The 26,257-nt window shown below is 44.5% G+C and carries 19 protein-coding genes, 1 tRNA gene and 1 pseudogene; 18 read left to right on the plus strand and 3 right to left on the minus strand.

Features of this window, described 5'->3' with window-relative positions; genetic code table 11:
* Window position 1 precedes the first annotated feature (1 nt).
* From H8S54_RS06185 to H8S54_RS06215, 7 genes and pseudogenes are all read left to right on the plus strand, one after another.
* Window positions 2-838 carry an SDR family NAD(P)-dependent oxidoreductase gene (locus tag H8S54_RS06185; RefSeq protein ID WP_186901111.1) on the plus strand — a complete coding sequence of 279 codons (837 nt, stop codon included), beginning with the start codon at window positions 2-4 and terminating at the stop codon, window positions 836-838.
* Between the two features lie 232 nt (window positions 839-1,070).
* Window positions 1,071-2,765: an IS1634 family transposase gene (locus tag H8S54_RS06190; RefSeq protein WP_186901112.1), complete on the plus strand. Its 1,695-nt coding sequence runs from the start codon at window positions 1,071-1,073 to the stop codon at window positions 2,763-2,765.
* A gap of 271 nt (window positions 2,766-3,036) precedes the next feature.
* Window positions 3,037-4,740, plus strand: a complete 1,704-nt coding sequence (locus H8S54_RS06195; RefSeq protein WP_330600116.1) for an AAA family ATPase — start codon at window positions 3,037-3,039, stop codon at window positions 4,738-4,740.
* 146 nt (window positions 4,741-4,886) lie between these two features.
* Window positions 4,887-5,672 carry an SDR family oxidoreductase gene (locus tag H8S54_RS06200; RefSeq protein ID WP_186901113.1) on the plus strand — a complete coding sequence of 262 codons (786 nt, stop codon included), beginning with the start codon at window positions 4,887-4,889 and terminating at the stop codon, window positions 5,670-5,672.
* Window positions 5,673-5,790: 118 nt separating this feature from the next.
* Window positions 5,791-6,597, plus strand: a complete 807-nt coding sequence (locus tag H8S54_RS06205) for a dCTP deaminase (RefSeq protein WP_021925884.1) — start codon at window positions 5,791-5,793, stop codon at window positions 6,595-6,597.
* Between the two features lie 268 nt (window positions 6,598-6,865).
* Window positions 6,866-7,039 (plus strand): annotated as a pseudogene (locus H8S54_RS06210) (transposase); the annotation flags it as partial.
* A gap of 226 nt (window positions 7,040-7,265) precedes the next feature.
* Window positions 7,266-7,775 (plus strand): hypothetical protein, encoded by a 510-nt coding sequence (locus H8S54_RS06215; protein ID WP_186901114.1) that lies wholly within the window; start codon window positions 7,266-7,268, stop codon window positions 7,773-7,775.
* Between the two features lie 182 nt (window positions 7,776-7,957).
* On the opposite strand, the gene H8S54_RS06220 is transcribed toward H8S54_RS06215, so the two are convergent.
* Both H8S54_RS06220 and H8S54_RS06225 read right to left on the minus strand, forming a co-directional pair.
* The gene (locus H8S54_RS06220) at window positions 7,958-9,040 is read right to left on the minus strand and encodes a GDP-mannose 4,6-dehydratase (RefSeq protein ID WP_186901115.1); all 1,083 of its coding nucleotides are present in this window, start codon (window positions 9,038-9,040) and stop codon (window positions 7,958-7,960) included.
* 12 nt (window positions 9,041-9,052) lie between these two features.
* A complete protein-coding gene (locus H8S54_RS06225) occupies window positions 9,053-10,540 on the minus strand; it encodes a nucleotide sugar dehydrogenase (protein ID WP_186901116.1) in 1,488 nt (495 codons plus the stop codon).
* A gap of 261 nt (window positions 10,541-10,801) precedes the next feature.
* On the opposite strand from H8S54_RS06225, the gene H8S54_RS06230 reads away from it, so the two are divergent.
* The 6 genes from H8S54_RS06230 to selB all read left to right on the plus strand — a co-directional run bounded on the left by H8S54_RS06230 (window position 10,802) and on the right by selB (window position 18,036).
* On the plus strand, window positions 10,802-11,362 hold the full coding sequence (locus H8S54_RS06230) for a GHMP family kinase ATP-binding protein (protein ID WP_186901117.1): 561 nt from the start codon (window positions 10,802-10,804) through the stop codon (window positions 11,360-11,362).
* Entirely contained in the window at window positions 11,316-11,978 is a 663-nt protein-coding gene (locus H8S54_RS06235) for a hypothetical protein (RefSeq protein WP_186901118.1), read from the plus strand. Before H8S54_RS06230 ends, H8S54_RS06235 begins: the two co-directional genes overlap by 47 nt.
* A 124-nt stretch (window positions 11,979-12,102) precedes the next feature.
* Complete coding sequence (locus tag H8S54_RS06240; RefSeq protein WP_186901119.1) at window positions 12,103-12,837, plus strand: nucleotidyltransferase family protein; 735 nt, start codon at window positions 12,103-12,105, stop codon at window positions 12,835-12,837.
* 53 nt (window positions 12,838-12,890) lie between these two features.
* Window positions 12,891-14,276: an exopolysaccharide biosynthesis polyprenyl glycosylphosphotransferase gene (locus H8S54_RS06245; RefSeq protein ID WP_117852044.1), complete on the plus strand. Its 1,386-nt coding sequence runs from the start codon at window positions 12,891-12,893 to the stop codon at window positions 14,274-14,276.
* A gap of 91 nt (window positions 14,277-14,367) precedes the next feature.
* Window positions 14,368-16,206, plus strand: coding sequence for a glutamine--fructose-6-phosphate transaminase (isomerizing) (gene glmS, locus H8S54_RS06250; protein ID WP_117852039.1), 1,839 nt, complete (start codon window positions 14,368-14,370; stop codon window positions 16,204-16,206).
* Between the two features lie 171 nt (window positions 16,207-16,377).
* Window positions 16,378-18,036 carry a selenocysteine-specific translation elongation factor gene (gene selB, locus H8S54_RS06255; protein WP_186901120.1) on the plus strand — a complete coding sequence of 553 codons (1,659 nt, stop codon included), beginning with the start codon at window positions 16,378-16,380 and terminating at the stop codon, window positions 18,034-18,036.
* A gap of 130 nt (window positions 18,037-18,166) precedes the next feature.
* On the opposite strand, the gene H8S54_RS06260 is transcribed toward selB, so the two are convergent.
* Window positions 18,167-18,263: transfer RNA gene (locus tag H8S54_RS06260), tRNA-Sec, on the minus strand.
* A 239-nt stretch (window positions 18,264-18,502) separates the two neighbouring features.
* Here H8S54_RS06260 and plsX point away from each other — a divergent pair.
* The 5 genes from plsX to ilvA all read left to right on the plus strand — a co-directional run bounded on the left by plsX (window position 18,503) and on the right by ilvA (window position 26,238).
* The gene (gene plsX, locus H8S54_RS06265) at window positions 18,503-19,546 is read left to right on the plus strand and encodes a phosphate acyltransferase PlsX (protein ID WP_021925991.1); all 1,044 of its coding nucleotides are present in this window, start codon (window positions 18,503-18,505) and stop codon (window positions 19,544-19,546) included.
* Window positions 19,547-19,759: 213 nt separating this feature from the next.
* Window positions 19,760-20,443, plus strand: coding sequence for a ribonuclease III (rnc, locus tag H8S54_RS06270; protein ID WP_021925990.1), 684 nt, complete (start codon window positions 19,760-19,762; stop codon window positions 20,441-20,443).
* Between the two features lie 41 nt (window positions 20,444-20,484).
* Window positions 20,485-24,045, plus strand: a complete 3,561-nt coding sequence (gene smc, locus H8S54_RS06275; protein WP_186901121.1) for a chromosome segregation protein SMC — start codon at window positions 20,485-20,487, stop codon at window positions 24,043-24,045.
* Between the two features lie 14 nt (window positions 24,046-24,059).
* Complete coding sequence (ftsY, locus tag H8S54_RS06280; protein ID WP_021925988.1) at window positions 24,060-25,001, plus strand: signal recognition particle-docking protein FtsY; 942 nt, start codon at window positions 24,060-24,062, stop codon at window positions 24,999-25,001.
* 25 nt (window positions 25,002-25,026) lie between these two features.
* Window positions 25,027-26,238 carry a threonine ammonia-lyase gene (ilvA, locus tag H8S54_RS06285; protein ID WP_186901122.1) on the plus strand — a complete coding sequence of 404 codons (1,212 nt, stop codon included), beginning with the start codon at window positions 25,027-25,029 and terminating at the stop codon, window positions 26,236-26,238.
* Window positions 26,239-26,257: the final 19 nt, after the last annotated feature.

Consider the following 26,257-nt stretch of genomic DNA (forward strand, 5'->3'; position numbering starts at 1 on the left):
AATGGGAGTGGGTTCAAAAATTCGAAAGTTGATAGATTATTATTACTCAAAAAAGAATGAAAAGAATGTAGTTCCAATCAATATTCCGAAAAACAAGAGTAATTTACTGGAAAATAAAGTTGCATTGATAGTTGGCGGAACTGGTGGTATTGGAGCAGCAATCGCAGAGTCATTTTTGGAAGCTGGTGCAAAAGTTATTATTTCAGGAACAAGCGAAGAAAAAGTAACAAAGACTGTTGAAAAACTTGGAAATGCTACAAGAGGTATACAGATAGATTTAAACAATGTGACAGAATTTGATAATAAAGTCTCACAGGCTATTAGTTTGTTTCCTGAAAATAGGATTGATATTCTTGTGAATTGCGCAGGCGTACATGGCAATCAAAAATTTGGAAGCGTTTCAGAAGCAACATATGATGCAGTTATGAATACGAATCTTAAAGGATTGTTTTTTATGACGCAGATAGTAAGTAACTACATGAAAGAGAAAAAAATAAAAGGACATATTCTTAATGTTAGTTCGGCTGCTGCTCTAAAACCTGGCTATACTCCTTATGAAATATCAAAAAGTGGAGTTCGGTCGTTTACATTGGGAGCTGCAGCTGAATTGATTCCATATGGAATTGTTGTAAATGCAATTGCTCCAGGACCAGTTGCAACGGCAATGCTTGGGCGCAAGGAGGGAGACACTTTGTATACAGATTGTATTCCGGCAAAGCGTTTTGCAACACCTTCAGAGATTGGACAACTGGCAGTGATAATGGTTAGTGATATGTGTGATTTGGTAATAGGAGATACATTTTATATTAGTGGGGGATCTGGAACTATTCAATATTGATAATATGATCTCTCGAAATCCTGATAGATCATGCCCGCGAAACTCTGTGTGAACTTCCAAAAAAATCTCCCCTAAACAAATTTTAGGGATGATGAGGAATAAAAAAATATTGAAAATCCGGCGTTTTGCACGCAAATTTGCTTGCAATCGACCGGATTTTATGACAAAATAATTATAGGGCATTTATACCCTATAATTGTAAACGGATTATTATTCGGATGGAGGGATTCCTATGTTCCTGAAATATAAAGTTGACATTCCTGTTGTGCCGGGGAAACTGGTGAGAAAAAACCGTGGCGGACACACTTATATAGAGTATGAATATGATCGGATTTATGATCCGGTGAAGCAGTATACATATCCAAAACGGGCGTCTATTGGACGCGTGGATCCGGAAGATCCGACCAGGATGACTCCGAACGAAAACTTTTTAAAGTACTTTCCTGATGCAGAAATCCCGGAAGAAATAGACCGTTCAGACCGGAGTCCGTATTTAAATATCGGTACGTATGTGGTACTTCATAAACTCATCCAGAACTGTAAATTAAAAGAGATTTTAGACGAATATATGGATGAAAAAGACATCGGCTTTTTGCTGGACCTGGCCTGCTACAGCATTATCGAAGAGAAGAATGCAGGGCAGTACTATCCGGATTATGCGTATGAACACGCCCTTTTTACACCTGATATGAAGATATATACAGACTCAAAAGTATCCGATTTTCTGCATGGGTTAAAGCCGGAACAGTCGGTTGGATTCCTGAACAGCTGGAATAAATCAAAGAATAAACGGCAGAAGATTTACCTCTCTTATGATTCCACAAATAAAAACTGCCAGGCCGGTGATATAGACCTTGTGGAATACGGGAATGCGAAAGTAGATGCGGGGCTGCCCATTTTTAATTACTCAGTTGCCTGTGATTCTGCGAACAGGATCCCTCTTTTTTACGAACTGTATCCAGGCAGTCTGAATGATGTTTCCCCGCTGATCTGCATGATCGATAAGGCTCAGGGATACGGTTACAGGAACATTGGATTTATCCTTGACAGAGGCTATTTTAGTAAGAAAAACCTGGCATATATGGATCAGAATGGCTACAGTTTTCTAATTATGGTGAAGGGAATGAAGGACTTTATCCGTGGAATCATAGAGGAAAACCAGGGTGGTTTTGAGAACAGCCGGGGGAAATATGTTGACCGGTATGATGTATACGGTACGACAGTGAAGCGTTTTTTATGCGAGGGAGACACGAAAAAAAGGAACTTTCATATTTATTACAGTGACGGAAAAGCTTACAGTGAAAAGCAGGAGATCAAGCAGAGTATACGCCGTCTGAAAAAATATCTGGACAGCTGTGTTGGAAAAGAATGTGTGCTTTTCGGACCAGAAATCGGGAAGTATTTTCACCTGAATTATGAAAAGGATGGGAAGACACTGAAGCTTGCAGAAGAGAACACTTCCGCAGTGGAAAAGGAACTGTCCCTGGCTGGATATTTTGCCATTGTTTCCTCGGATAATATGACGGCGAGGGAAGCAATAGAGCTTTATAAAAGCAGGGATGCTTCGGAAAAACTGTTCCGCAGTGATAAGTCTTATCTTGGAAATAAAAGTATGCGGGTGCATAGTGATGAAGCACTTTCGTCAAAGGTATTTATCCAGTTTATTGCCCTGATCCTGCGTAGCAGGATCTATACAGCACTGAAAGAAAAAACCGAAAAAATGCTGAAAAAACCGAACTATCTGACGGTTCCGGCTGCCTTAAAAGAACTGGAAAAAATTGTAATGATACGTCAGCTTGATGGCGTTTATCGTCTGGATCACGCCGTCACAGCAACCCAGAAAATAATACTGGATGCCTTCGGTTTAAATGAAGGAAATGTGCGGTATCAGGCGAAAGAGATCGGAAATATTTTGCAAAACCAGTAAGAAAACGAAGGAGAAAAAGAGCATGGCAAGGACGAGAAGAAGCAGTGAACAGGAAAACAGTAGCCGTTCTTATGATGAAATGTTTTCGGAAGTTCACAATGCATACCGGAGCTTGCGATGGGGCGAAAAATAGTGGCGGTACGCTGACTTATTGACTTGTTATTTGACCTGCTAAATGGTAAAATCAAAATACACTGGGGTAGACTGTGAAGAATTTGTTCTTTTTGCACATTACTCCAGGAGTACAGCTTCGAAAAGGAGCGTGTAAAGTGTGCTGGGATTGAAAAAGCTGCCAGTTGGGTTTGAAAGTTTTCAAGAAATTCGAAAGTTGGGCTGCTATTATGTGGACAAAACGAAACTGATAGAGCGGCTTCTTGAGAATTGGAGTAAAGTGAACCTGTTTACAAGACCTCGCCGATTCGGAAAAACCTTAAACATGAGTATGCTTAAGAGCTTTTTTGAAATTGGAACAGATGCAACATTGTTTGATGGTCTTTATATCTCACAGAATAAAGAACTTTGCAGGGAATATATGGGAAAGTATCCGGTTGTGTGCTTGTCCCTAAAAAGCGTGGACGGGCTCACATTTGAGGAGGCACAGTACTCATTGTGTGAGCTGATTGCCAGTGAAGCTAGACGTTTCAAGTATTTGCTGAATAGTGACAGATTGGATGACGACGAAAAGAAACTGTATCGTGATTTGATTTCGTTTCAAGAGGGACGAGAAACTGTATTTGCAGTAAAGCTTAAATTTTCACTAAAGAAAATATCAGAGCTATTATATAAACATTATAATCAGAAAGTAATTGTTCTGATTGACGAGTATGATGTGCCGTTCGACAAAGCATTTCAGCACGGCTATTATAGAGAGATGGTATCGCTAATCCGAGGCGTGTTTGGTGAGGCATTAAAGACAAATGATTATCTGCAGTTTGCTGTGTTGACAGGATGCCTTCGGGTTTCCAAGGAGAGCATCTTTACGGGTTTGAATAATTTCAAGGTTTATGCTGCTGATGATGTTCAGTATGAGGAAGAATTCGGTTTCACAAAAGAAGAAGTAGCGAACCTCTTGGCTGACTACAATATGCAAGAACATTCTTCAGAAGTTAAAGAGTGGTATGACGGTTATCATTTTGGGAATGTGGACATTTACTGCCCATGGGATGTAATAAACTATGTTTTAGATCGGCTGACGGACCCGGATGCACCCTCAAAATCCTACTGGATTAACAGTAGCGGAAATGACTTGGTTAAACGCTTTGTTGACAAGGCAGATACAACCACAAAAGATGAAATCGAGCAGTTGATCGCTGGGAATGCGGTTGAAAAGAAAATTCGGCTGGATTTGACTTATGATGAAATTGATAACAACATTGATAATGTATGGAGCGTTCTTTTTACAACTGGTTATCTTACACGGCTTGGAAAGAACGAAAACGGTGTGTATAGTCTAGTCATCCCTAATAAGGAAGTTCGCGAGGTTTTCGTCTCTCAAATCAATGAATGGTTCAATGGAGTTGTGAAAAACGATAGCTCTTCCATAAAGAAAATCGTTTCTGGATTTCTTGAAGGAAAGACCGATGATATTCGGCGGGAACTGACAATGTTTCTTGGCGAGACGATCAGCGTTTTGGATACGAAAGCCAGAAACGAAGAAAAGGAAAACTTCTACCATGGCATTTTAATCGGTATTCTGAAAAACTATTCCGGATGGGCAGTTAAATCAAACAAAGAGTCCGGTGATGGATTTGCTGATATTCTGCTTAAGCCCAAGAATCCTGATGTGGGAATCGTGATAGAATTAAAATATGCATATTCCATGAATGATCTTGATAAGGCCTGTGAAAGAGCAATGGAACAAATCAAGGATCGCAGATACGATACAGAACTGCGTGAGGATGGACGAAATAATATTCTTGCGTATGGAATTGCATTCTGCAAAAAGCGTTGTAAAATCGTAGTTGAAAAACTATAAGCAAACACCCTCGCCCGCCAGCGCACTATGTAACTCTTAGATGGTACGCTGGCGGGCTTTTTTCTGCTATATGATTGCGATGTGTTCAAGCCATAGGTATAATAGAAGAAAAGATACAAAAAAGAAGAAAATACGGAGGACAGAAAATGAAGACAGCCCTTGTAACAGGAGGCAGCTCCGGCATCGGACGCTGTACGGCGGCTGCATTAAGGAATGCCGGGTTTGCAGTCTATGAGTTCAGCCGCCGAGATGCGCCGCAGGACGGAATAAAACACATCAGCGTGGATGTGACAGATGAAGATGCTGTCCAGAAAGCGGTCGAGAAAATTATATCAGAAGCAGGTGGAATTGATGTCGTGGTCAACTGCGCAGGATTCGGAATCTCCGGTGCAGTGGAGTTTACGCCACTTGACCAGGCAAAGGCACAGTTTGATGTGAACTTCTTCGGAACAGTCAATGTGAACAAGGCGGTCTTGCCGTTCATGCGGGAAGCCGGAAAAGGGCATATTATCAATATTAGTTCTGTGGCGGCAGCTGCACACATTCCGTTCCAGGCATTCTACTCCGCCAGTAAGGCGGCGATTTCTTCCTATTCATGCGCTTTGGATAACGAAGTGAAGCCTTACGGCATTCAGGTGACTGCGGTTGAACTGGGAGATATCCACACTGGTTTCACGCAGGCGCGGCAGAAGGTGATCGTTGGCGATAAAGAGTACGGCGGTCGTATTTCCCGAAGCGTCAGCCAGATGGAAAAGGATGAGCAGAACGGTGCCAGCCCAGAAGTAATTGGTGCATACATTGCAAAAATCGCAGAGAAGAAGTGCAAGCCGATATGTGTGGCGGGAGCGCAGTACAAATTCCTCAGTCTGCTGTGCAAACTGCTGCCCTGCGGTCTTCGTGGAAAAATCGTTGGAGCGATATACGCGAAATAATAACCTTAACTTCCTGAAAAAGTAACACTCAAAAAATAGCAGATTGTAAAAAAATCTGAATTGAATTTTGCACATTCTGTGCTATAATAATATCCATCTAGAAGAGAGGCGAAGAATTATGATATTAGTTGATAAAGACATTAAAAATCGTCAGTCTGAGATATTCTGTGATGGATGCTATGATGAATCCTGTGTAAATGCAGTGTCATACGATTTACATATATTAGGGATTGTTGCGCAGGATGAACTAGCTGATTCTTATGTTTTGCATCCGAATGAAGTGATTTTTGTTAAAATGGAAGAGAAAATCCACATGCCTAAGGATTTAATGGGAAGAATTGGAGAGAAGAATTCCAGAATAAGGCAGGGATTATGGGTGTCCGGGCCACACTATTTCCCAGGGCATGAAACTTATATTTATCTGCGTGTTCAGAATATTACTTCTGATACGATCAAAGTGAAGAAAGGTGATAAAATCGCCCAGATATTTTTTGAGCAATTAAGTGATGTACCTGAACATACATATGATCAGCAGCAGAACGCATCTTTTAATGATGAAGACCAGTATAGAGGTATGGCGGAATATAAGGATGAATATGAGAAACGTATGGAGAAGATAAAGGATGCGAATAATGATTTGGATGAAAAGATAAATCATATATATGCGAATATATTAACTCTTATGGGAATCTTTGTATCCGTTTTTTCTCTGATTACAGTTAATTTCAGTAATCTGGGAAAATCATTTGCAAATACAAAGTATGTAGCAGTTATGAATTTGTCGCTAGGTATTGTTATTTGCTTATTCCTGGGATTAATTATGTTTTTTATTAACCATAAGACTTGCAGTAAAAAAATGATAGTTTTTTATGGAGTTATTATGGTAGTATTGATTGCTGTATTATTGGGCGTATTATTGCTTTAGTACAAGGTAAAATCTGAATATTGAAAACGGTATAAAAACCGCCTATACTCAGTTCCAAACTAGCTGAGTATAGGCGGTTTTGCATATCTATGCAGCTTCATAATTGTCATATTATTCCAGTAATACGACAGGTTTTCAAGACATACTTTCACATCTTTTTCCCATCGTTGCCTTACATTCTAGAGCGTGTCTGAAAAATAAAAATTGCACAAAACGCATGTTTTATTTCCCTTTTTCATGATAAAATAAAGAAAAGGGGGGGTTCACTATGTTAAGACGATATGAGTTAACTGATGAAGAATGGCTTCGCATTGAGCCTTTATTGCCTCCTGAAAATACTGGAAAACAAGGGCGTCCAAGGAAAGACAATCGTATTATTATGAATGGAATTGTATGGCTTGCCCGTAGTGGGGCACCTTGGCGCGATCTTCCTGAACGTTATAGTTCATGGAACAATGGTATTTAGATAAATAAAGCATATTCCGGAGATTACTTGGCATTTAAAAAGAAATGCCTTGAAAAATTTATGAAATATGAAAATGGTTAAATTCTTGTTCATTTTGACAACGACAAATAAGCAGATTTTCATCTGCTTGAAAAAGTGATATACTACCAGTTGATGATACTGTTTAGGAAACACGGTATATCAGATATTTGGGTTTTCTGAAATGAGCACAGAAATGCTGGATCGATGTGTGGTTCGTACAAATGAAGCGTATTTGCGTATACAGGAATTGCAATTGAAGGAAGAGAAAAGAATTTCACTTGTAAAGTCTTTGATTGAAGAGAATAAAATTGATATAAGTAAAGATGACAAAACAGAGAATCAGATTAGGAATCTGTTATTATTGCAAAAAGCAAAGCAAAAATCTGAGCTTTATAAAATGGACGAAAAAGAAATAAACGTAACCAGAGTCTGGTGTGATTTGCTTATCTCATCTGTTTTTTCGGAGACGATTTCTTACGGATTGATGTTAAGGCTGGTCGAGAATGGGATAGTAACAGAATCTGAAATTTCTGAATTGCTGGAAGACAAATACAATATAAAGAAAGATTATGAATGGTATTCTGAAGATTTTATGGGATGTGAATTGGATGAATCTACAGATATTAGAATAGAGGATGTTTGGGAACTATGTGCAGAACGGGTGGAGAAAGTGGTTGGTGTCAAAATATAGTGATCGAAAGGTAGGAAGAGAAATAACTCAAAAACTTACCTTTTAACATTGCAAAGTTAAAATGAAATAAATCGAGTTAAAAAGAAAATGCTAAATGTGCTGTATCAATGTTATGGCTTGAACCATAATACATAATGTCGCCCCGGCAGGAAATCCTGCCGGGGCGTTCGTCATCTTCTGCATTATATTTTATAAAATACCTTATACCACTCCGCAAACTTCCTCAATCCATCTCTTAAGCTAGTGCTTGGTTTGAAACCGAAGTCTCGCTCCAGAGCGGTGGTATCTGCGTAGGTGATGGGGACATCGCCGGGCTGCATGGGGACTAATTCTTTGTGGGACTCGAAGTCGTAGTCAGCGGGGAGGACTTCTGCGCGGATCAGTTCCTGCTGAAGGATGTCCACGAAGTCCAGAAGGTTTTCCGGGCTGTTGTTGCCGATGTTGTATACGGCGTATGGCGGGATGGGAAGGCCGTCCTCGCCGTTTTTCTTTTCTGGTGCGCCCTGCATAACTCTCTTGACGCCTTCTACGATATCGTCTACATAAGTGAAGTCGCGCTTGCAGTTTCCATAGTTGAAGATCTGGATGGTCTGGCCTTTCAGAAGCTTGTTGGTGAAGCCGAAGTATGCCATGTCCGGTCTTCCGGCAGGCCCGTAAACAGTAAAGAAACGAAGTCCTGTGGACGGAATGTTATAGAGCTTGGAGTAGGCGTGGGCCATCAGCTCGTTGGATTTTTTGGTTGCGGCATACAGAGATACCGGGTTGTCTACCTTATCATCTGTGGAATAAGGAACTTTTTTGTTGGTTCCGTATACGGAAGAGGAGGCATATACCAGATGCTCCACACCGGTTTCGCCGTTGTCATAAGAATGACGGCAGGCTTCCAGGATATTGTAGAAACCGATCATGTTGGATTGGATATAGGCGTCCGGGTTTGTGATGGAATAGCGGACGCCAGCTTGAGCACCAAGGTTTACTACAACTGCAGGCTTGTGCTTTGCGAAAATCTGATCGATCATTGCTTTGTCAGCAAGGTCGCCTTTGTAAAACTGGTAAGTAGACTCCGGATGTTCTGCTGCGCATTTCTCAATTTCAGAAAGTCTCCACTCTTTGATGGAAACATCGTAATAGTGGTTCATGTTGTCCAGTCCCACAATGTTGATAGGGGACTGGGTTCTCAAAAGCTCCAGTACCAGGTTGCTGCCGATGAAGCCGGCGGATCCTGTTACAAAAACGGTCTTATTTTTTAAATCAATTTTCTGCATGGTTTCTCTCCTTTAATCGCGGCGGAAAATGTCACGGGTGTATACTTTTTCCTGTACGTCATCCAGTGAAGTGTCATAACGGTTGGCAATAATGGCCTGAGAGATTGCTTTGAACTCATTCAGATCGCCAATGACGCGGCTTCCGTAGAAGGTGGAGCCTGCTGGAAGGGTTGGCTCGTAAATAACCACTGTGGCACCTTTTGCCTTGATTCTCTTCATAACACCCTGGATGGAGGACTGGCGGAAGTTATCGGAATTGGATTTCATGGTAAGACGGTATACGCCTACCACAACCTCTTTTTCCTTGGAAAGATCCCAGGCGCTGTTGGCTTCGTATGCACCTGCGATCTCAAGAACACGGTCAGCAATGAAGTCTTTTCTGGTACGGTTGCTCTCGACGATGGCAGACATCATGTTCTGCGGTACATTCTGGAAGTTGGCAAGCAGCTGCTTGGTGTCTTTTGGCAGACAGTAGCCGCCGTAGCCGAAGGATGGGTTGTTGTAATGGGTTCCGATTCGCGGATCCAGGCAGACACCATCGATGATCTCTTTTGTATTCAGCCCTTTGGATTCTGCGTAGGTGTCAAGCTCATTGAAATAGGAAACACGAAGGGCAAGGTATGTATTTGCGAAAAGCTTAACAGCCTCTGCTTCTGTGAATCCCATGAATAAAGTATCGATGTTTTCTTTGATAGCACCCTGCTGCAGAAGAGATGCAAAAATATGTGCTTTTTCAGAAGAAGCCTCATCGCAGGATACAATAATACGGGATGGATAAAGGTTATCATAGAGGGCCTTGGATTCACGGAGAAACTCAGGACTGAAAATGATATTCTGAGTATTGTATTTGCTTCGTACCTGTTTGGTGTAGCCAACCGGGATGGTAGACTTGATGATCATAGTGGCATCCGGGTTTACTTTCAGGACCAGTTCGATTACGGTTTCTACTGCAGAGCAGTCAAAGAAGTTTTTCTTGCTGTCATAGTTGGTAGGAGCAGCGATGATTACGAACTCTGCGTCCTTGTATGCGGATTCTCCATCTGTAGTTGCAGTCAGATCCAGATCTTTTTCTGCAAGATATTTCTCAATGTAATCATCCTGAATAGGAGATTTTTTGTTGTTGATCAGTTCAACCTTTTCCGGGATGATATCAACAGCGGTAACATGGTTGTGCTGTGCGAGAAGAGTAGCAAGAGAAAGGCCAACGTAGCCGGTACCTGCTACTGCGATGTTGTATTTCTTATCGACTGTGATGTGATTTGCAGCAGCGGCTGGTGCTGTAGTTCCTTCCTCAACGAAAAGGTCGGTTACTTCGAATCCCAGAACCTCGCCTAAGGTCTGAAGCTGCTCAATAGAAGGCATAAATTCTTCATTTTCTGCTCTTCCAATCATGGAACGGTTAATTCCTGTCATTTCTGAGAGCATTGCCTGGGAAAGTTTTTTCTCTTTTCTTTTTGCAGTGATGGTTTCTGCCACGATTTTTTTGGATATTTTTTTCATTTTGTTCACCTGTTTTGTTAAAATGTTGTTTTAAATAGCATCTCAAACTAGAAAATTCTATTTAAAATATCAATATATAATCTTTCACAGAAATACTCCTGTATTTTGGAAAATATCTGTATTTGCTCATTGGGTATCCTTATGCTATAATAACAAAATGCCAGAGGCAAAGACCTTTTGGATATGAGGTCATATTTAATTAGGAAGAGATATTTGCAAAAAGCAATTTAGGCTAAGATTATAAAGAGAAGGAGATACACCATGTATTGTGAGGAGGTTTTTCAGAAGTTATATCAGCAGATGCCGGAGGATACTGCATTTTGTCCCTATCGCATTTGTCCGCTTGGGGCGCATATTGACCATCAGCTGGGAAAAGTAACGGGATTTGCAATTGACAGAGGAATTCACGTTGCGTACAAAAAAAGAGAAGACGGTGTCGTTCGCCTGGCTTCCGTGAATTTTCCGGAGGGAATCCAGTTTGATCTTCATGCGATTGAAGAACATAAAGTGGGGGACTGGGCAGATTATCTGAGGGGTGCTGCCAAATATCTTGGGGAAAAGCATCCGCTTCGGACTGGCTTTGACGGAGTGATTGAGGGAACCCTTCCCATAGGAGGACTGTCATCCTCCGCAGCAGTGACCATTTCGTTTCTCAGCGTGCTTTGCAGGGTGAACCAGATTCAGCTGTCTGATCTGGAGGTTATTTCCATTGCCAAACGTGCGGAGAATGAATATGTAGGCGTTTCTTCCGGAAAAACTGGATCAGTCCTGCGAGGTGTATTGCAGAAAAGACCATCTTCTTTATCTGGATACGGCGGATGACAGCTATGAGCGGATACCTGCCAGCAGTTCTATGAAGCCTTACAAGATTGCTATTTTCTTTTCCGGTGTAGAGAGAACCTTGGCTGGATCAGGGTATAATCTTCGTGTGGATGAATGCAAGTCAGCGGCCTATGACCTTATGGCGTTTTCCGGCATGAGTTACGGGAAATATGCGGATGCTGTGTTAAGACAGGTGCCATCAGAGGTATTTGAGCAGTATAAGGACCGTCTGCCGGAGAATTTCAGAAAGCGTGCGGAGCATTTTTATGGGGAATCCGCCCGTGTGGAGGCCGGGGTAAAAGCGTGGAGAGAAGGCGATATTGAGACCTTTGGCCAGCTGATATCCCAGAGCGGTCATTCTTCCATCCATCTATATGAGAGCGGTTCCGATGAGCTGCGCACAATGTATGAGATTATGAATCGGACGAAGGGAATCTATGGCGGCAGATTCAGCGGTGCCGGATTTAAAGGCTGCTGTATGGCGCTGATCGACCCGGATTATGAGGAAGAAATCGTTCAACAGGTGACAAAGGAATATTTGTCCGCATTCCCGAAGCTGGAAGGAAAATATTCTGCTTATATCTGTGAAAGTGCAGATGGAGTTGTCATGAAATAGATATGAAAATTTTGAGTATGCCTGAAAAAGATTTTCTGTAAGATGTGTGTCACAATTTGTGGGACATTGCAGAAATGATTTTTTAAACATGCTCATAGTAAATACGAAGAAAGCGAGAAGAAAAATGATTTGTATTGTATTAGCTGCTGGATATGCCACAAGGCTGTATCCTCTTACTGAAAATTTTCCAAAGCCATTGCTGCCGGTTGGAGGGAAGCCTCTTCTGAACTGGCTGTTGGAGGATATTGACCAGATTCCGGAGGTGACGGAGTTTGTGGTGATCAGCAATCACAAATTTATCAACCATTTTGAAAGCTGGGCAGCAGAGCAGAAATTTACCAGGCCGATCAGAGTGCTGGATGATGGCTCCACAGACAATGAGAACCGCCTTGGGGCTGTGAAGGATATTTTGTTTGCAGTAGAGACTTTGCAGATTCAGGATGATATTCTGGTGGTGGCAGGAGACAATCTGGTGAATTTCTCTTTCTCAGGTTTTCTGTCCTTCATGCGTGAAAAACAGGCGTCCTGCGTCATGTGCCATGAGGAAAACGACCTGAAGAAGCAGCAGAGGACTGCCATCATTGTGAAAGATGAAAATGACAAAATTCTTTCTTATGAAGAGAAGCCGCAGGTGCCAAAGGGAAATCTTGCAGTGCCGCCATTTTACTGCTATCTTGCAAAGGACGCGGCAAGACTTTCGGAAGCTCTTGATGCGGGCTGCAAGCCTGATGCGCCGGGAAGCTTTGCTGCCTGGCTTAGCAGGAACACCGATGTGTATGCGTGGAATATGCCGGGAAAACGCTATGATATTGGCGACAGAGTCAGCTATGAGGCTGTGAAAGAATTAAAAGTCAGATGATTTGACTGGAGCATGTTTTTTCAGACAGGCTCTAATACTTACCGGAGGAAAAAATGGAAAATCGCGAACGATACAAGAGAATTATTATGTTTTTGTCATCGGTAGTGATTGTTGCTATCGAGACAGCGCTGTTTGCTTATATTTGGTATAATTTTTATTTGTCCAAAGAGGTGATCGGCAGGCTTTTTGTCAGAGGAAATCAGGTGGTGATCGGTTTGTATGTGCTGATGCTGTATTTCTTCTATAAAATCTATGGCGGCTTTAAGGTTGGATATCTGAGAGTATTTGAGGTGATTTATTCCCAGATCCTGTCTGTAGTATGCGTGAATTTTATTACGTATTTGCAGCTGTGCCTGATCGGACGCTGGAGACTGGGGGAGCATCTCACTCCAATGCTGGCTATGACGGGGATTGACCTTATAATCGTGGTGATCTGGGTTGTTGGCATGCGGTTTGTGTACACCCGGCTGTATCCGCCCAGACAAATGCTGATGGTTTACGGCGAGCATAATCCAGGTGACCTGCGAAGCAAACTGGAAACCAGAGAGGACAAATATGCAATTAAGGAAATGGTTCCCATTTCCCTGGGACTTGATGCGATTAAGGAGAAGATTTGCGGATATAAGGCTGTAGTAATAGGGGATATCCCGTCCCATGAGCGAAATGTGCTTTTGAAATATTGCTTTGAGAAGGATATCCGGTGTTATTCTATTCCCAAGCTTTCCGATATTATGCTTAGAAATGCAGATGATATCCACTTATTTGACACAACACTTCTTCTTTCCCGTAATTTGAGACTGACGGCAGAGCAGCTGTTTTGCAAGCGTCTTGTGGATATTGTATTTTCTTTGCTGATGCTGGTGATCGCATCTCCATTTATGCTGGTGATCGCGCTTGCGATTAAGCTTTATGATGGTGGCCCTGTGCTTTATAAGCAGCCTCGTCTTACCAGGGATAAACAGATTTTTATGATTCTGAAATTCCGCAGCATGAAGATGGATTCTGAGGTCAAAGGGGCACAGCTGGCGAAAAAAGAGGATGACAGAATTACCCCTGTGGGCAAAATCATTCGGCGCATTCATTTTGATGAACTGCCGCAGATCTTTAATATTCTCAAAGGGGATATGTCTCTGGTTGGCCCAAGACCGGAGCGGCCGGAGATCGCGGCTGTTTACTGTGAGAAAATTCCGGAGTTTGACTATCGTCTGAAGGTAAAAGCCGGACTTACCGGCTATGCCCAGGTTTATGGCAAATATAATACAACGCCATATGATAAATTGAAACTGGATCTTACTTATATCGAAACCTATTCTCTGAAACTGGATGTGAAGCTTCTTATGCTGACCTTTAAAATCCTTTTCCAGAAGGAAAATACAGAAGGGGTTGAAGCATGGCAGAAGACTGCGGGACAGGAGAAAGAAGAGGAAGACAGGAAGTAAGGAAAAAAATATTTTCTAATTTCTCCATTTTGTGTTATACTTACTCCGATTATAAGTTTTTAGAGGAGATTTTACTGGAGGGAAAAAATTTATGTGTGGAATTGTAGGTTATGTAGGAGATGAGCAGGCGGCACCGATTTTGCTGATGGGACTTTCCAAGCTGGAGTACAGAGGCTATGACTCAGCAGGTATTGCGGTGCGCAATGAAGTGACAGACAAGATCGCCATTGTGAAGGCCAAAGGACGCCTGAAAACTCTGGTGGAAAAGACGGACGGCGGTTCCGCTGTGCCGGGTACCTGCGGTATTGGACATACCCGCTGGGCAACTCACGGGGAGCCTTCTGAGACCAATGCCCATCCTCACTGCACAGATGACAGATCTGTGGTTCTTGTTCATAATGGAATTATTGAGAACTATCAGGAACTGAAGGCGAAGCTCCTTCGTTCCGGCTATACATTTTATTCACAGACCGATACAGAAGTGGCTGTGAAGCTGGTAGATTATTACTATAAGAAAACAGGAACGCCTCTGGAGGCAATTTCCAGAGCCATGCTGCGTATCCGCGGTTCCTATGCTTTTGGCGTGATGTTTAAGGATTATCCGGGCAAACTGTTTGCTGCCCGTAAGGATAGTCCGCTGATCATTGGCCAGAAGGATTCCGGATGCCTGATCGCATCGGATGTTCCGGCTATTCTGGATCAGACAAGAAGAGTTTATTATATTGGCAATCTTGAGATTGCAGAGCTTTCCCGTGATGAGATCCATTTCTATAATATCGACCGCGAGGAGATCCAGAAGGATGTTGTGGAGATCCAGTGGGATGCGGCAGCAGCAGAAAAAGGCGGATATGAGCACTTTATGCTCAAAGAGATCCATGAGCAGCCGAAGGCAGTTCAGGATACTATTGGTGCTTATGTGAAAGACGGACATGTGGATCTGTCTGAGACAGGCCTTACCGATGAGAAGCTGGCTTCTCTTAAGAGAATTTACATTGTTGCCTGCGGTTCCGCTTATCACGTTGGAATGGTTGGCAAATATGTGATCGAGTCCATGGCAGGAATTCCGGTTGAGGTGGATGTGGCTTCTGAGTTCCGTTACCGCAATCCAATCCTGGCAGAGGATTCCATGGTTGTGATCATTTCCCAGTCCGGTGAGACTGCAGACAGTCTGGCTGCTCTTCGCCTTGCCAAGGAGAGAAATGTGCCGGTACTTAGCGTTGTCAATGTGGTTGGCTCCAGCATTGCAAGAGAGAGCGATTATACGCTGTATACTTATGCAGGACCGGAGATTTCCGTTGCGACTACCAAGGCATATAGCACACAGCTGATCGCTATGTATCTGCTGTCTATCCAGAGTGCTTTTGTCCAGGGAAAACTGGAGGAGAGCTGTGTGTCTGAGCTTCTTGCTGAGATGGAGACACTGCCGGATAAGATCAGCAAGGTGCTGGATGACAAAGAGCGTATTCAGTGGTTTGCAAGTAAATATGCAAATGCTCATGATATTTTCTTTATTGGAAGAGGCATCGACTATGCGATCAGCATGGAGGGAAGCCTGAAAATGAAGGAGATCAGCTACATTCATTCTGAGGCGTATGCAGCTGGCGAGCTGAAGCATGGAACCATCAGCCTTGTGGAGGATGGTACTCTGGTAATCGGCGTCATGACCCAGAAGGATTTGTTTGAAAAAACACTGAGCAACATGGTTGAGGTTAAGAGCCGTGGGGCTTATCTGATGGGACTGACCAGCTACGGGAACTACAGCATTGAGGATACCGCTGATTTCTCAGTCTATGTTCCGAAAACAGAGAAATACTTTACAACCAGCCTTGCGATTGTGCCGCTGCAGCTGATGGGATACTATGTCAGCGTTGCCAAAGGTCTGGATGTGGATAAGCCGAGAAACCTGGCGAAGTCGGTGACGGTAGAATAATATGATGTTAGGGGGCCAAGTTCAAACGCCTTATCATGCAAGCATGAACGGCTTTTTAATCTTTTGCCCCTGATATCATAATATAATATTTGAGCGAAATTTGGTTTCATGGTATCATTATTTGAGATAGTTGATACCATGGGACCATTTTTATTATGGAAGTTGAGCAGTATGAAAAGACATATTATAATCGGCACGGCGGGGCATATTGATCATGGGAAAACCTGGCTGGTGAAGGCCTTGACAGGGACAGATACGGATCGGCTTGCGGAGGAGAAAAAGCGGGGGATTACCATTGAGAATGGATTTGCCTTTTTGAAGCTTCCTGATGGGGAAGAGGCCGGGATCATTGATGTGCCGGGACACGAAAAATTTATAAAAAATATGCTGGCAGGAGCTGGCGGAATCCACATTGCCATGATGGTGATTGCGGCGGATGAAGGGGTGATGCCTCAGACACGGGAACATCTGGATATTCTTTCATTGCTGGGAATTCGAAGAGGCGTAGTGGTGATTACCAAGGGAGATCTGGAATGGAAGCCGGGACTGAGAGAAGAAATTCAGATGTTCGTGGCGGGAACTTTTCTGGAGAAAGCGGCAGTGGTAGTGACCAGTGCAGTGGACGGAAGAGGGATTGAGGACCTTCGGCGAATTCTGTGGCAGATGTGTCTGGAAGAGACGCAAGGAGGAGATTATGCGCAGAGAAATGCTTCTGTGAACAGTTTTCGGCTTCCAATTGACCGTGTGTTCTCCTTAAAGGGTTTTGGCACGATTGTGACGGGGACGTTATTGGATGGGGCACTGGATATGGATTCAAGCGCCATGTTGTATCCAAAGGCCCAGCTAGTGAAAGTTCGAGGAATCCAGGTTCATGGGCAGAATGTAAGCCGTGCTTTTCCGGGACAGCGTGTGGCGGTGAATTTGGCAGGAATTGGGAAAGAGGAGATTTCCAGAGGAGAAATCCTGGCGGCCGCAGATAGCATGGAGAGCACGATGATGGCGGATGTCAAACTGAGATTGTTGAAAAGCGGACATCGGTCTTTAAAAAGCGGCGCGAGGGTACATTTGTACCACGGAGCGGCAGAATTGATCTGCAAGGTGATTTTGCTTGACAGAGAAGTGATGAAAACAGGGGAAGAAGCTGTGGCGCAGCTTCGCATGGAACAGCAGACTGCGATGAAAGCTGGTGATCATTTTGTGATTCGGTTTTATTCGCCGGTGGAAACTATCGGCGGAGGCGTGGTGGAAAATCCAAATGCGTTGAAACGGAAGAGAAGGCGAAAGCTGGGAGCAGAACGTCGTTTTCAAACAAGTTCTGACACCGATTTGAGTAAAGAGATGTCCGGGAATGGAGCAAAGCTTGTTCCGGCACAAATCAATAAAACAAACAGTATAGAAACTGCAGGGAAAAATTACGATCTAAATGATAACAATATTAACAAAAACAAAGAGAATGAATTGGAAAGTACGCCCATATTTATCAAAATTCAGAATCTATATTTAAATTCGGGTTTTATCCCGCCTTTGACAGATGAGGTGAAGTCCGATTTTTCCAGGGAGAAAGAATTTTCAGCAGTTTTTTTCAAAATGGTGCGAAGCGGTGTGCTGGTGCGATATGATGAGAAACATTATATGCATCGGGATATTCGAAAGAAAGCATTGGATATGGCGGTTACATTATATAAGGAAAAGGGCGTGATCAAAACCGGAGAATTTCGTGATCAGCTGGGGATATCCAGAAAATGTGCAATCACGCTGCTGGAAGGCTTTGACAGGGACAGAATTACCAGGATGACAAATGGGGAACGAATATTAATTACTCGTATATAATTTTCAGCTGTTGTCGTTAGTTTGGAATATATTTAATTTTATATTGTGAAAAGACAGCGCAGTTATAATAACAAAAATGTGTTGTGCGACATACAGAAGATCTTTGTGAATGCTTTTTTGCATTTTTATTTGGCGGGAACATATGGGAATCGAACCCATCCGGGACGGGATTAGCGCCCCACACTGGTTTTGAAGACCAGGAGGCACACCGGCACCTATCTGCTCCCGAAGTGAGTATAACCAAGTTAGCCCGCTCAGTCAAGTCACGAAGTGAAGAGTAATCCAAAGTTTGGCATTGACTTACCGGGGGCAGTACAGTAGAATAGTATTATTCGGGATAGTGTAAGATCCTGTGATTTTGCGTGTCCCGATTATAATGGATATTTTCACATTAATGAAGTACAGTGTTGAAGAGATGTTGCTGCCTGGAAAAGATGCAGTAACTGAAATCCAAGAGGAGAAGAATATGGCAGAGACAGTTAGAGTAGTAGTAGATGCCATGGGCGGGGATAACGCCCCGGCAGAGCCTGTGAAGGCAGCTGTAGAAGCTGTTACAGAGAGAGATGATATTGTAGTGATCCTCACTGGTAAGCAGGAAGTAATTGAGAGTGAGCTGAGTAAATTTCAGAATTACCCCAAAGAAAGAATTCAGGTGGTAAATGCCACAGAGGTGATCGAGACTGCAGAACCTCCGGTGGTTGCAATCCGTAAGAAGAAGGATTCTTCCATTGTGGTAGGCCTGAACCTTGTGAAGAAGCAGGAAGCAGATGCTTTTGTTTCCTCCGGAAGCTCAGGAGCGATTCTGGTAGGCGGCCAGGTGATCGTAGGCAGAAGCAAGGGCGTGCAGCGTCCGCCTTTGGCACCGCTGATTCCCACAGAGAAAGGCGTTTCTCTTCTGATCGACTGCGGCGCCAATGTAGATGCAAGACCAGACCATCTGGTGCAGTTTGCCAAGATGGGATCTATCTACATGGAAGACGTTGTGGGAATCAAGAATCCCCGGGTAGCCATTGTAAATAACGGCGCAGAGGAAGAGAAAGGCAACGCCCTTGTAAAGGAGACATTCCCTCTTCTGAAAGAGTGTCCGGGAATCAATTTTATCGGAAGCATTGAGGCAAGGGATATTCCAGCTGGTTATGCAGATGTAATTGTCTGCGAGGCCTTTGTGGGAAATGTGATCCTGAAGTTGTATGAGGGACTTGGAAGTACTTTCATGAAGATGATCAAGAGCGGTCTTATGAAGGATACCCGCAGCAAAGTAGGTGCACTTCTGGTGAAGCCGGCCATCAAGGAGACCATGAAGGCATTTGACGCAAGCGAGTACGGCGGAGCTCCGCTTCTGGGACTGAAGGGACTGGTTGTGAAGACACACGGCAGTGCCAAGGCTGTAGAAATCCGCCACGCCATTTTCCAGTGCGTACAGTTCAGACAGCAGAAGATCAACGAGAAGATCGCAGCGCACATGGTAGAAGAAACACAAAAAGCAGAGACACCAAAAGAAGAGGCATAAAAGCTTTATATGCTGCCAGTGCGCAGTGCATAAGGCAGAAAGTAAAGAGATACTGGCAGCCTGAATATGATACATGATTTTTTTCTGACATCAATTTCACAGCAAAGACCTGCTGTGAGATAGTAAGGAAGTGGCTGCTGGAAACTTTTTTGAGTTTTCCAGACAGCACTGCATCAGAACATATTCGGATTGCCAGAGGGAAGGAAGTTAATTATGGAAAAAAAGTTAAAAGCATTGGAAGCACGGATCGGTTATGAGTTTAAGAACAGGAATCTTCTGATTCTGGCGCTGACACACAGCTCCTATGCAAATGAGAAGAAGCTTGGCAAGGTAGGCTGCAACGAGCGTCTGGAGTTTCTTGGAGATGCAGTTCTTGAACTGATCAGCAGTGATTTCCTTTATAAGAAATACATCCAGATCCCGGAAGGAGAGCTGACCAAGAAGAGAGCCAGCCTGGTATGTGAGCCAAGTCTTGCTTACTGTGCAAGGGATTTTGGACTGCCCCAGTACCTGCTTCTTGGCAAAGGTGAGGATATGACTGGCGGAAGAAACCGTGACTCTATCGTTTCCGATGCAACAGAGGCTCTGCTTGGAGCTATTTATCTGGACGGTGGTTTTGCTAGCGCAAAGGAGTTCGTTCTGAAATTTATCCTGAACGATCTTGAGAACAAGCAGCTCTTTTATGATAGCAAGACCATCCTGCAGGAAATCGTACAGGAGAAGGGAACCCATCTTGTGGAGTACCGCCTTATGAAAGAGGAAGGACCGGATCACAACAAGAGCTTTACTGTGGATGTTCTGGTCAGCGGCCAGGTGATGGGGACAGGCGTTGGCCATACCAAGAAAGCTGCCGAGCAGGAAGCTGCTTATCAGGCAATCCGCAAAATGAAAGCATAAAAGCGGATTTCCTATAACAATAATGACAAGGATTCGAATACATGTATTTAAAAAACATTGAAGTGCAGGGGTTTAAGTCCTTTGCACAGAAAATCAATTTCGAATTTCATAACGGAATTACCGGAATCGTAGGACCTAACGGAAGCGGAAAAAGCAACGTAGGCGATGCGGTCCGCTGGGTTCTTGGCGAGCAGAGTGCCAAGCAGCTGCGAGGCGGGAACATGCAGGACGTTATTTTTTCCGGAACAGAGACCAGAAAGCCCTTAAGCTTTGCCTCTGTGGCCATCACCCTTGACAACAGCGATCACAAGCTTCCGGTTGATTTTAACGAAGTCACAGTTACCAGGCGGCTTTACCGTTCCGGGGAAAGCGAGTACCTGATCAACGGAAGTGCCTGTCGTCTGAAGGACATCAATGAGATGTTTTATGACACCGGTATTGGAAAAGAAGGCTATTCCATTATCGGTCAGGGGCAGATCGACAAGATCCTAAGCGGCAAGCCGGAGGAGCGCCGGGAGCTGTTTGATGAGGCTGCCGGAATCGTAAAGTTTAAGCGCCGCAAGAATACCACCATCAAGAAGCTGCAGGACGAGCAGGCCAACCTGGTGCGTGTAACCGATATTTTAAGCGAGCTGACCAGACAGTTAGGTCCATTGGAGCGCCAGTCTGAGACTGCCAGAATTTATCTTGCCAAACGAGATACCCTCCGGGAACTGGATGTAAACTGTTTCCTTGTGGAAAACGAGAAAACCAGCCAGGAACTGAAGGAACTGGACGGAAAGAACACCCGGGCGGCAGAAGAACTGGAAGAGAACCAGAAAGCCTACGACCAGACCAAGGTGGAGTACGACCGTCTGGAAGAGGAACTGGAGAAGCTTACCAGCCAGATGGACCAGCTTCGGGAGGATACCCAGAATAAGGCAATCCGCAGGCAGCAGCTGGATGGCGAGATTAAGGTTTTAAGAGAGCAGATCCTTGCAGGCGTGCAAAATGAAGAGCACTACAAGAATCGTCTGCAGACCATTGAAGCAGATTTAAAGGAGCGCCAGACTTCTTTAGAGAGCCAGGAGCAGGAGAAATCCCAGCTCCATGCAGCCCTTCTTCAGGCAAAGAAGCGCCAGGGAGATGAGGAGGAGCGCCTTTCCAATATTCAGGCGCAGATTGAAGAGTGCACCCAGGCAGTGGAGAACGGCAAGAATGAGATCATTGAACTTCTCAATTCCCGTGCCACCACAAGAGGAAAAGCCCAGCGTTTCGATACCATGATGGAGCAGATCGATATCCGAAGAGCCGGAATCAGCCAGAGACAGCTTCATTTGAAAACTGAAGAGGCAGAGCAGCACACCGAGATGGAGAAGGCCCGGGAGAAATTCCAGGGAATCACCTCTCTTATTGAAGAAATGAATGCAGAGTGCCAGCGCCTGGATGATGAAGTACATAAGCTGACCAGTGAATTAAAGCAGCAGAACAGCCAGATGGAGATCGGCCAGAGTGCCTATCACCGGGAAGCATCCAGACTGGAATCTTTGAAGAATATTACAGAGCGGTATGATGGATACGGAAACAGTATCCGCCGCGTCATGGAGCAGAAGGACCGTGCACCTGGAATCAAAGGTGTTGTGGCGGATCTGATTCAGGTAAATAAGGAATACGAGATTGCGATTGAGACAGCTCTTGGAGGAAGCATCCAGAACATTGTCACAGACAACGAGCAGACTGCCAAGCAGATGATCGAGTTTCTGAAAAAGAACCGTTTCGGACGCGCTACGTTCCTTCCTTTAAATAGTATTAATACCAAGAGCAGTTTTACCCAGAGAGAAGCGCTGAGAGAGCCGGGAGTGATTGGCCTTGCCAGTGAACTGGTGTCAACAGGGCCGGAATACACTGGTCTTGCAACCTATCTTCTAGGAAGAGTTCTGGTGGTGGATCATATTGACCACGCCATTGCCATTGCAAGAAAATACAGGCACAGCCTGCGCATGGTAACGGTAGAGGGAGAATCCTTCAATCCAGGCGGTTCCATGTCTGGTGGTTCTTTTAAGAACAACAGCAACCTTCTGGGACGCCGCCGTGAGATTGAGGAACTGGAATCCAGCGTCAAAGCATTGAAAAAAGACATGGATGACATGCAGAAATCCATCAATGACAACAGAAGCAAGCGCAATGTAATCCGTGATACCATCGCAGATCTGCAGGAAAAGCTGCGCCAGCAGTACGTTGCTCAGAACACTGCGAAAATGAATATGAACCAGGTGGAAGCCAAGACAAAGGAAATCCAGGCTGGCTATGGCGAGATCCAGAGAGAACAGATGGAGATCCGCCGCCAGATCGAGGAGGCCAAGGCAGACCACAATAAAATTGCAGAAGAATTGAAGGCTTCCGAGCAGGATGAAAAAGAGCTGGAAGCTTTTATCCAGACCAGGCAGAAAGAATTGGAAGAGTGGAAAACAGAGGAGCAGGAGGTTTCAAAGAAACTGGAATCCCTTCGTCTGGAAGCCAGCACCGCACAGCAGAAAGAAAGCTTTGCATCTGAGACTCTGGATCGTCTGAATCATGAGATGGAGGCTCTTCGCCAGGAAGAGGCGGATATCCATGAGACTCTTACCCTTGGCAGTGAGGAGAACCAGAAGAAGCGCCAGTCTGTGGAAGACCTGGAAGCTGTGATCAAAACTTTAGGGGAAGAGGAGACGAAGGCGAGAGCCCAGCTGGAGAGCTGGCAGGCTGTAAAGGATGAGAAGAACACCAGTCACAAAGCCTTTTTCGAAAAGCGTGATGAACTTTCCGGCAAGATTTCCCTTCTGGATAAGGAGTGCTACCGTCTGAAAAGCCAGATGGAGAAGCTGGAAGAGCACAGGGAAGCCCAGATTTCCTATCTGTGGAACGAATATGAGATCACGCCAAACAATGCCCTTCAGTACAAAAAGGAAGAGCTTACAGACCTGAACGCCATGAAGCGGGACATTGCCCAGGTAAAGGACGAGATCCGGAAGCTTGGAAATGTAAATGTAAATGCCATTGAAGAATATAAGGAAATTTCCGAGCGTCACGCGTTCCTTTCCGGACAGTATGAGGATCTGAAAACAGCAGAAGCCCAGCTGGAAAACATTATCCAGGAGCTGGATGAGGGAATGCGCAGGCAGTTTACCGAGAAATTCCAGGATATCCAGAAGGAATTTGACAAGGCATTTAAGGAGCTGTTTGGCGGAGGAAAGGGTACTCTGGAGCTTGAGGAGGATGTGGACATTCTGGAAGCTGGAATCCGTATTATTTCCCAGCCTCCGGGCAAAAAGCTCCAGAATATGATGCAGCTTTCCGGTGGAGAGAAGGCGCTGACTGCCATTGCCCTTCTTTTTGCCATCCAGAACCTGAAGCCATCTCCCTTCTGTCTTCTGGACGAGATCGAGGCAGCTCTTGATGATTCCAACGTAGGTCGTTTTGCGGGTTATCTTCAGAAGTTGACGAAGAACACCCAATTTATTATAATAACACATAGGCGTGGTACTATGAATGCCGCAGACCGGCTTTATGGTATTACCATGCAGGAGAAAGGCGTATCTGCACTGGTTTCCGTAGATTTAGTAGAGAACCAGCTTACGCAGTAAAAGGAGGAGAGCAAATGGCAGAGGAAAAGAAAGGCTTTTTTAAAAGACTTGTCAGCGGCTTGACAAAAACAAGGGACAACATTGTGGCAGGATTTGATTCTCTTTTCACAGGCTATTCTACCATAGATGATGATTTTTATGAGGAACTGGAAGAGATCCTGATCATGGGAGACATTGGAATCAATGCCACCACAGCGATTCTGGAGCGGTTGAAGGAACAGGTGAAAATCCGCAATATCAAGGATCCAAGAGAGTGCAAGGAGCTTCTCATTGATACCATCAAGGACCAAATGACGGTGGACAGCACCGAGTATGAATTTGAGAACCGCAAATCCGTGATCCTTGTGATTGGAGTAAACGGCGTTGGTAAAACAACTTCCGTTGGAAAACTTGCAGGCATGCTGAAGGATCAGGGCAAGAAAGTCATTCTTGGCGCAGCGGATACCTTCCGTGCGGCAGCAGGGGAGCAGTTGACTCAGTGGGCAAACCGTGCAGGCGTGGAAATCATCGGCGGCCAGGACGGCGCAGATCCGGCATCTGTTGTTTATGATGCAGTGGCAGCAGCCAAGGCACGAAATGCGGATATTCTGATCTGTGATACTGCAGGAAGACTTCATAATAAGAAGAACCTGATGGAAGAGCTTCGCAAGATTTACCGTATTCTGGAAAAAGAGTACCCGGAGGCTTATCTGGAAACTCTGGTTGTTCTGGATGGAACTACCGGACAGAATGCGCTTGTGCAGGCAAGACAGTTTGCGGAAGTGGCAAATGTAACCGGAATCATTCTTACCAAGCTGGACGGTACAGCCAAGGGCGGTATTGCAGTTGCAATCCAGTCTGAGCTGGATATTCCGGTGAAGTATATCGGAGTGGGCGAGAGCATTGACGATCTGCAGAAGTTTGATGCGAATTCTTTTGTGGACGCGCTGTTTGATATCCACCCGGAGGAAAATTAAGAAATCATTGAGAGGAAAATAAAAAATGCTTACATTAGAGAGTTTTGAAGAAGCGGCAGAAATTGTTAAGCAGGTAACCCAGGAGACCAAGCTGGTGAAAAGCAGCTATTTCTCTGAACTGACCGGAAACAAGGTATTTTTTAAACCGGAGAACATGCAGAGAACAGGCGCATACAAGGTGCGCGGAGCTTATTACAAGATCAGTACTCTTTCCGATGAGGAGAGAAGCAAAGGGCTGATTACAGCTTCCGCAGGAAACCATGCACAGGGTGTTGCCTATGCCGCACATAAATATGGTGTGAAAGCAGTGATCGTAATGCCGACCACCACACCGCTTATTAAAGTAGAGCGCACCAAAGGATACGGCGCAGAGGTAATCCTTCACGGTGATGTTTACGATGAAGCCTGTGCTTATGCACTGGACCTGGCAGAGGAAAAAGGCTATACCTTCATCCATCCTTTTGATGATCCGGCTGTTGCAACCGGTCAGGGAACCATCGCAATGGAGATCATTCAGGAGCTTCCTCTTGTAGACTATATCCTGGTACCAATCGGTGGAGGCGGACTTGCAACAGGTGTTTCCACACTTGTCAAGCTGCTCAATCCTCACATTAAAGTTATCGGTGTTGAGCCAGCCGGAGCAGCCTGCATGAAAGCTTCCCTGGAAAAGGGCGAGGTTGTAACCCTTCCTCACGTAAATACCATTGCAGACGGTACTGCAGTTCAGACTCCGGGATCCCATATTTTCCCATATATCCAGGAGAACCTGGATGGAATCATTACCATCGAGGATGATGAGCTGATCGTTGCCTTCCTTGATATGGTTGAGAATCACAAGATGATCGTGGAGAACTCCGGTCTTCTGACAGTTGCAGCTCTTCGTCATCTTGATTTCAAGAACAAGAAAGTCGTTTCCATCTTAAGCGGCGGAAATATGGATGTGATCACCATGTCTTCCGTTGTACAGCATGGTCTGATCCAGCGTGACAGAATCTTTACCGTATCTGTTCTGATCCCGGATAAGCCAGGTGAGCTGGTACGTGTGGCTTCCATTATCGCAGAGAATCAGGGAAATGTTATCAAGCTGGATCACAACCAGTTTGTAAGCACCAACCGTAATGCGGCTGTGGAGCTGAAGATCACTCTGGAGGCATTTGGTACAGACCATAAGAATCAGATCGTGAAGGCACTTGAGACTGCAGGCTGCAGACCGAAGGTGATCCGCGCAAGCTTATAAAAATAAGGAGTATACCCAC

It is taken from the genome of Blautia segnis (assembly GCF_014287535.1).
GTDB lineage: Bacteria > Bacillota > Clostridia > Lachnospirales > Lachnospiraceae > Blautia_A > Blautia_A acetigignens.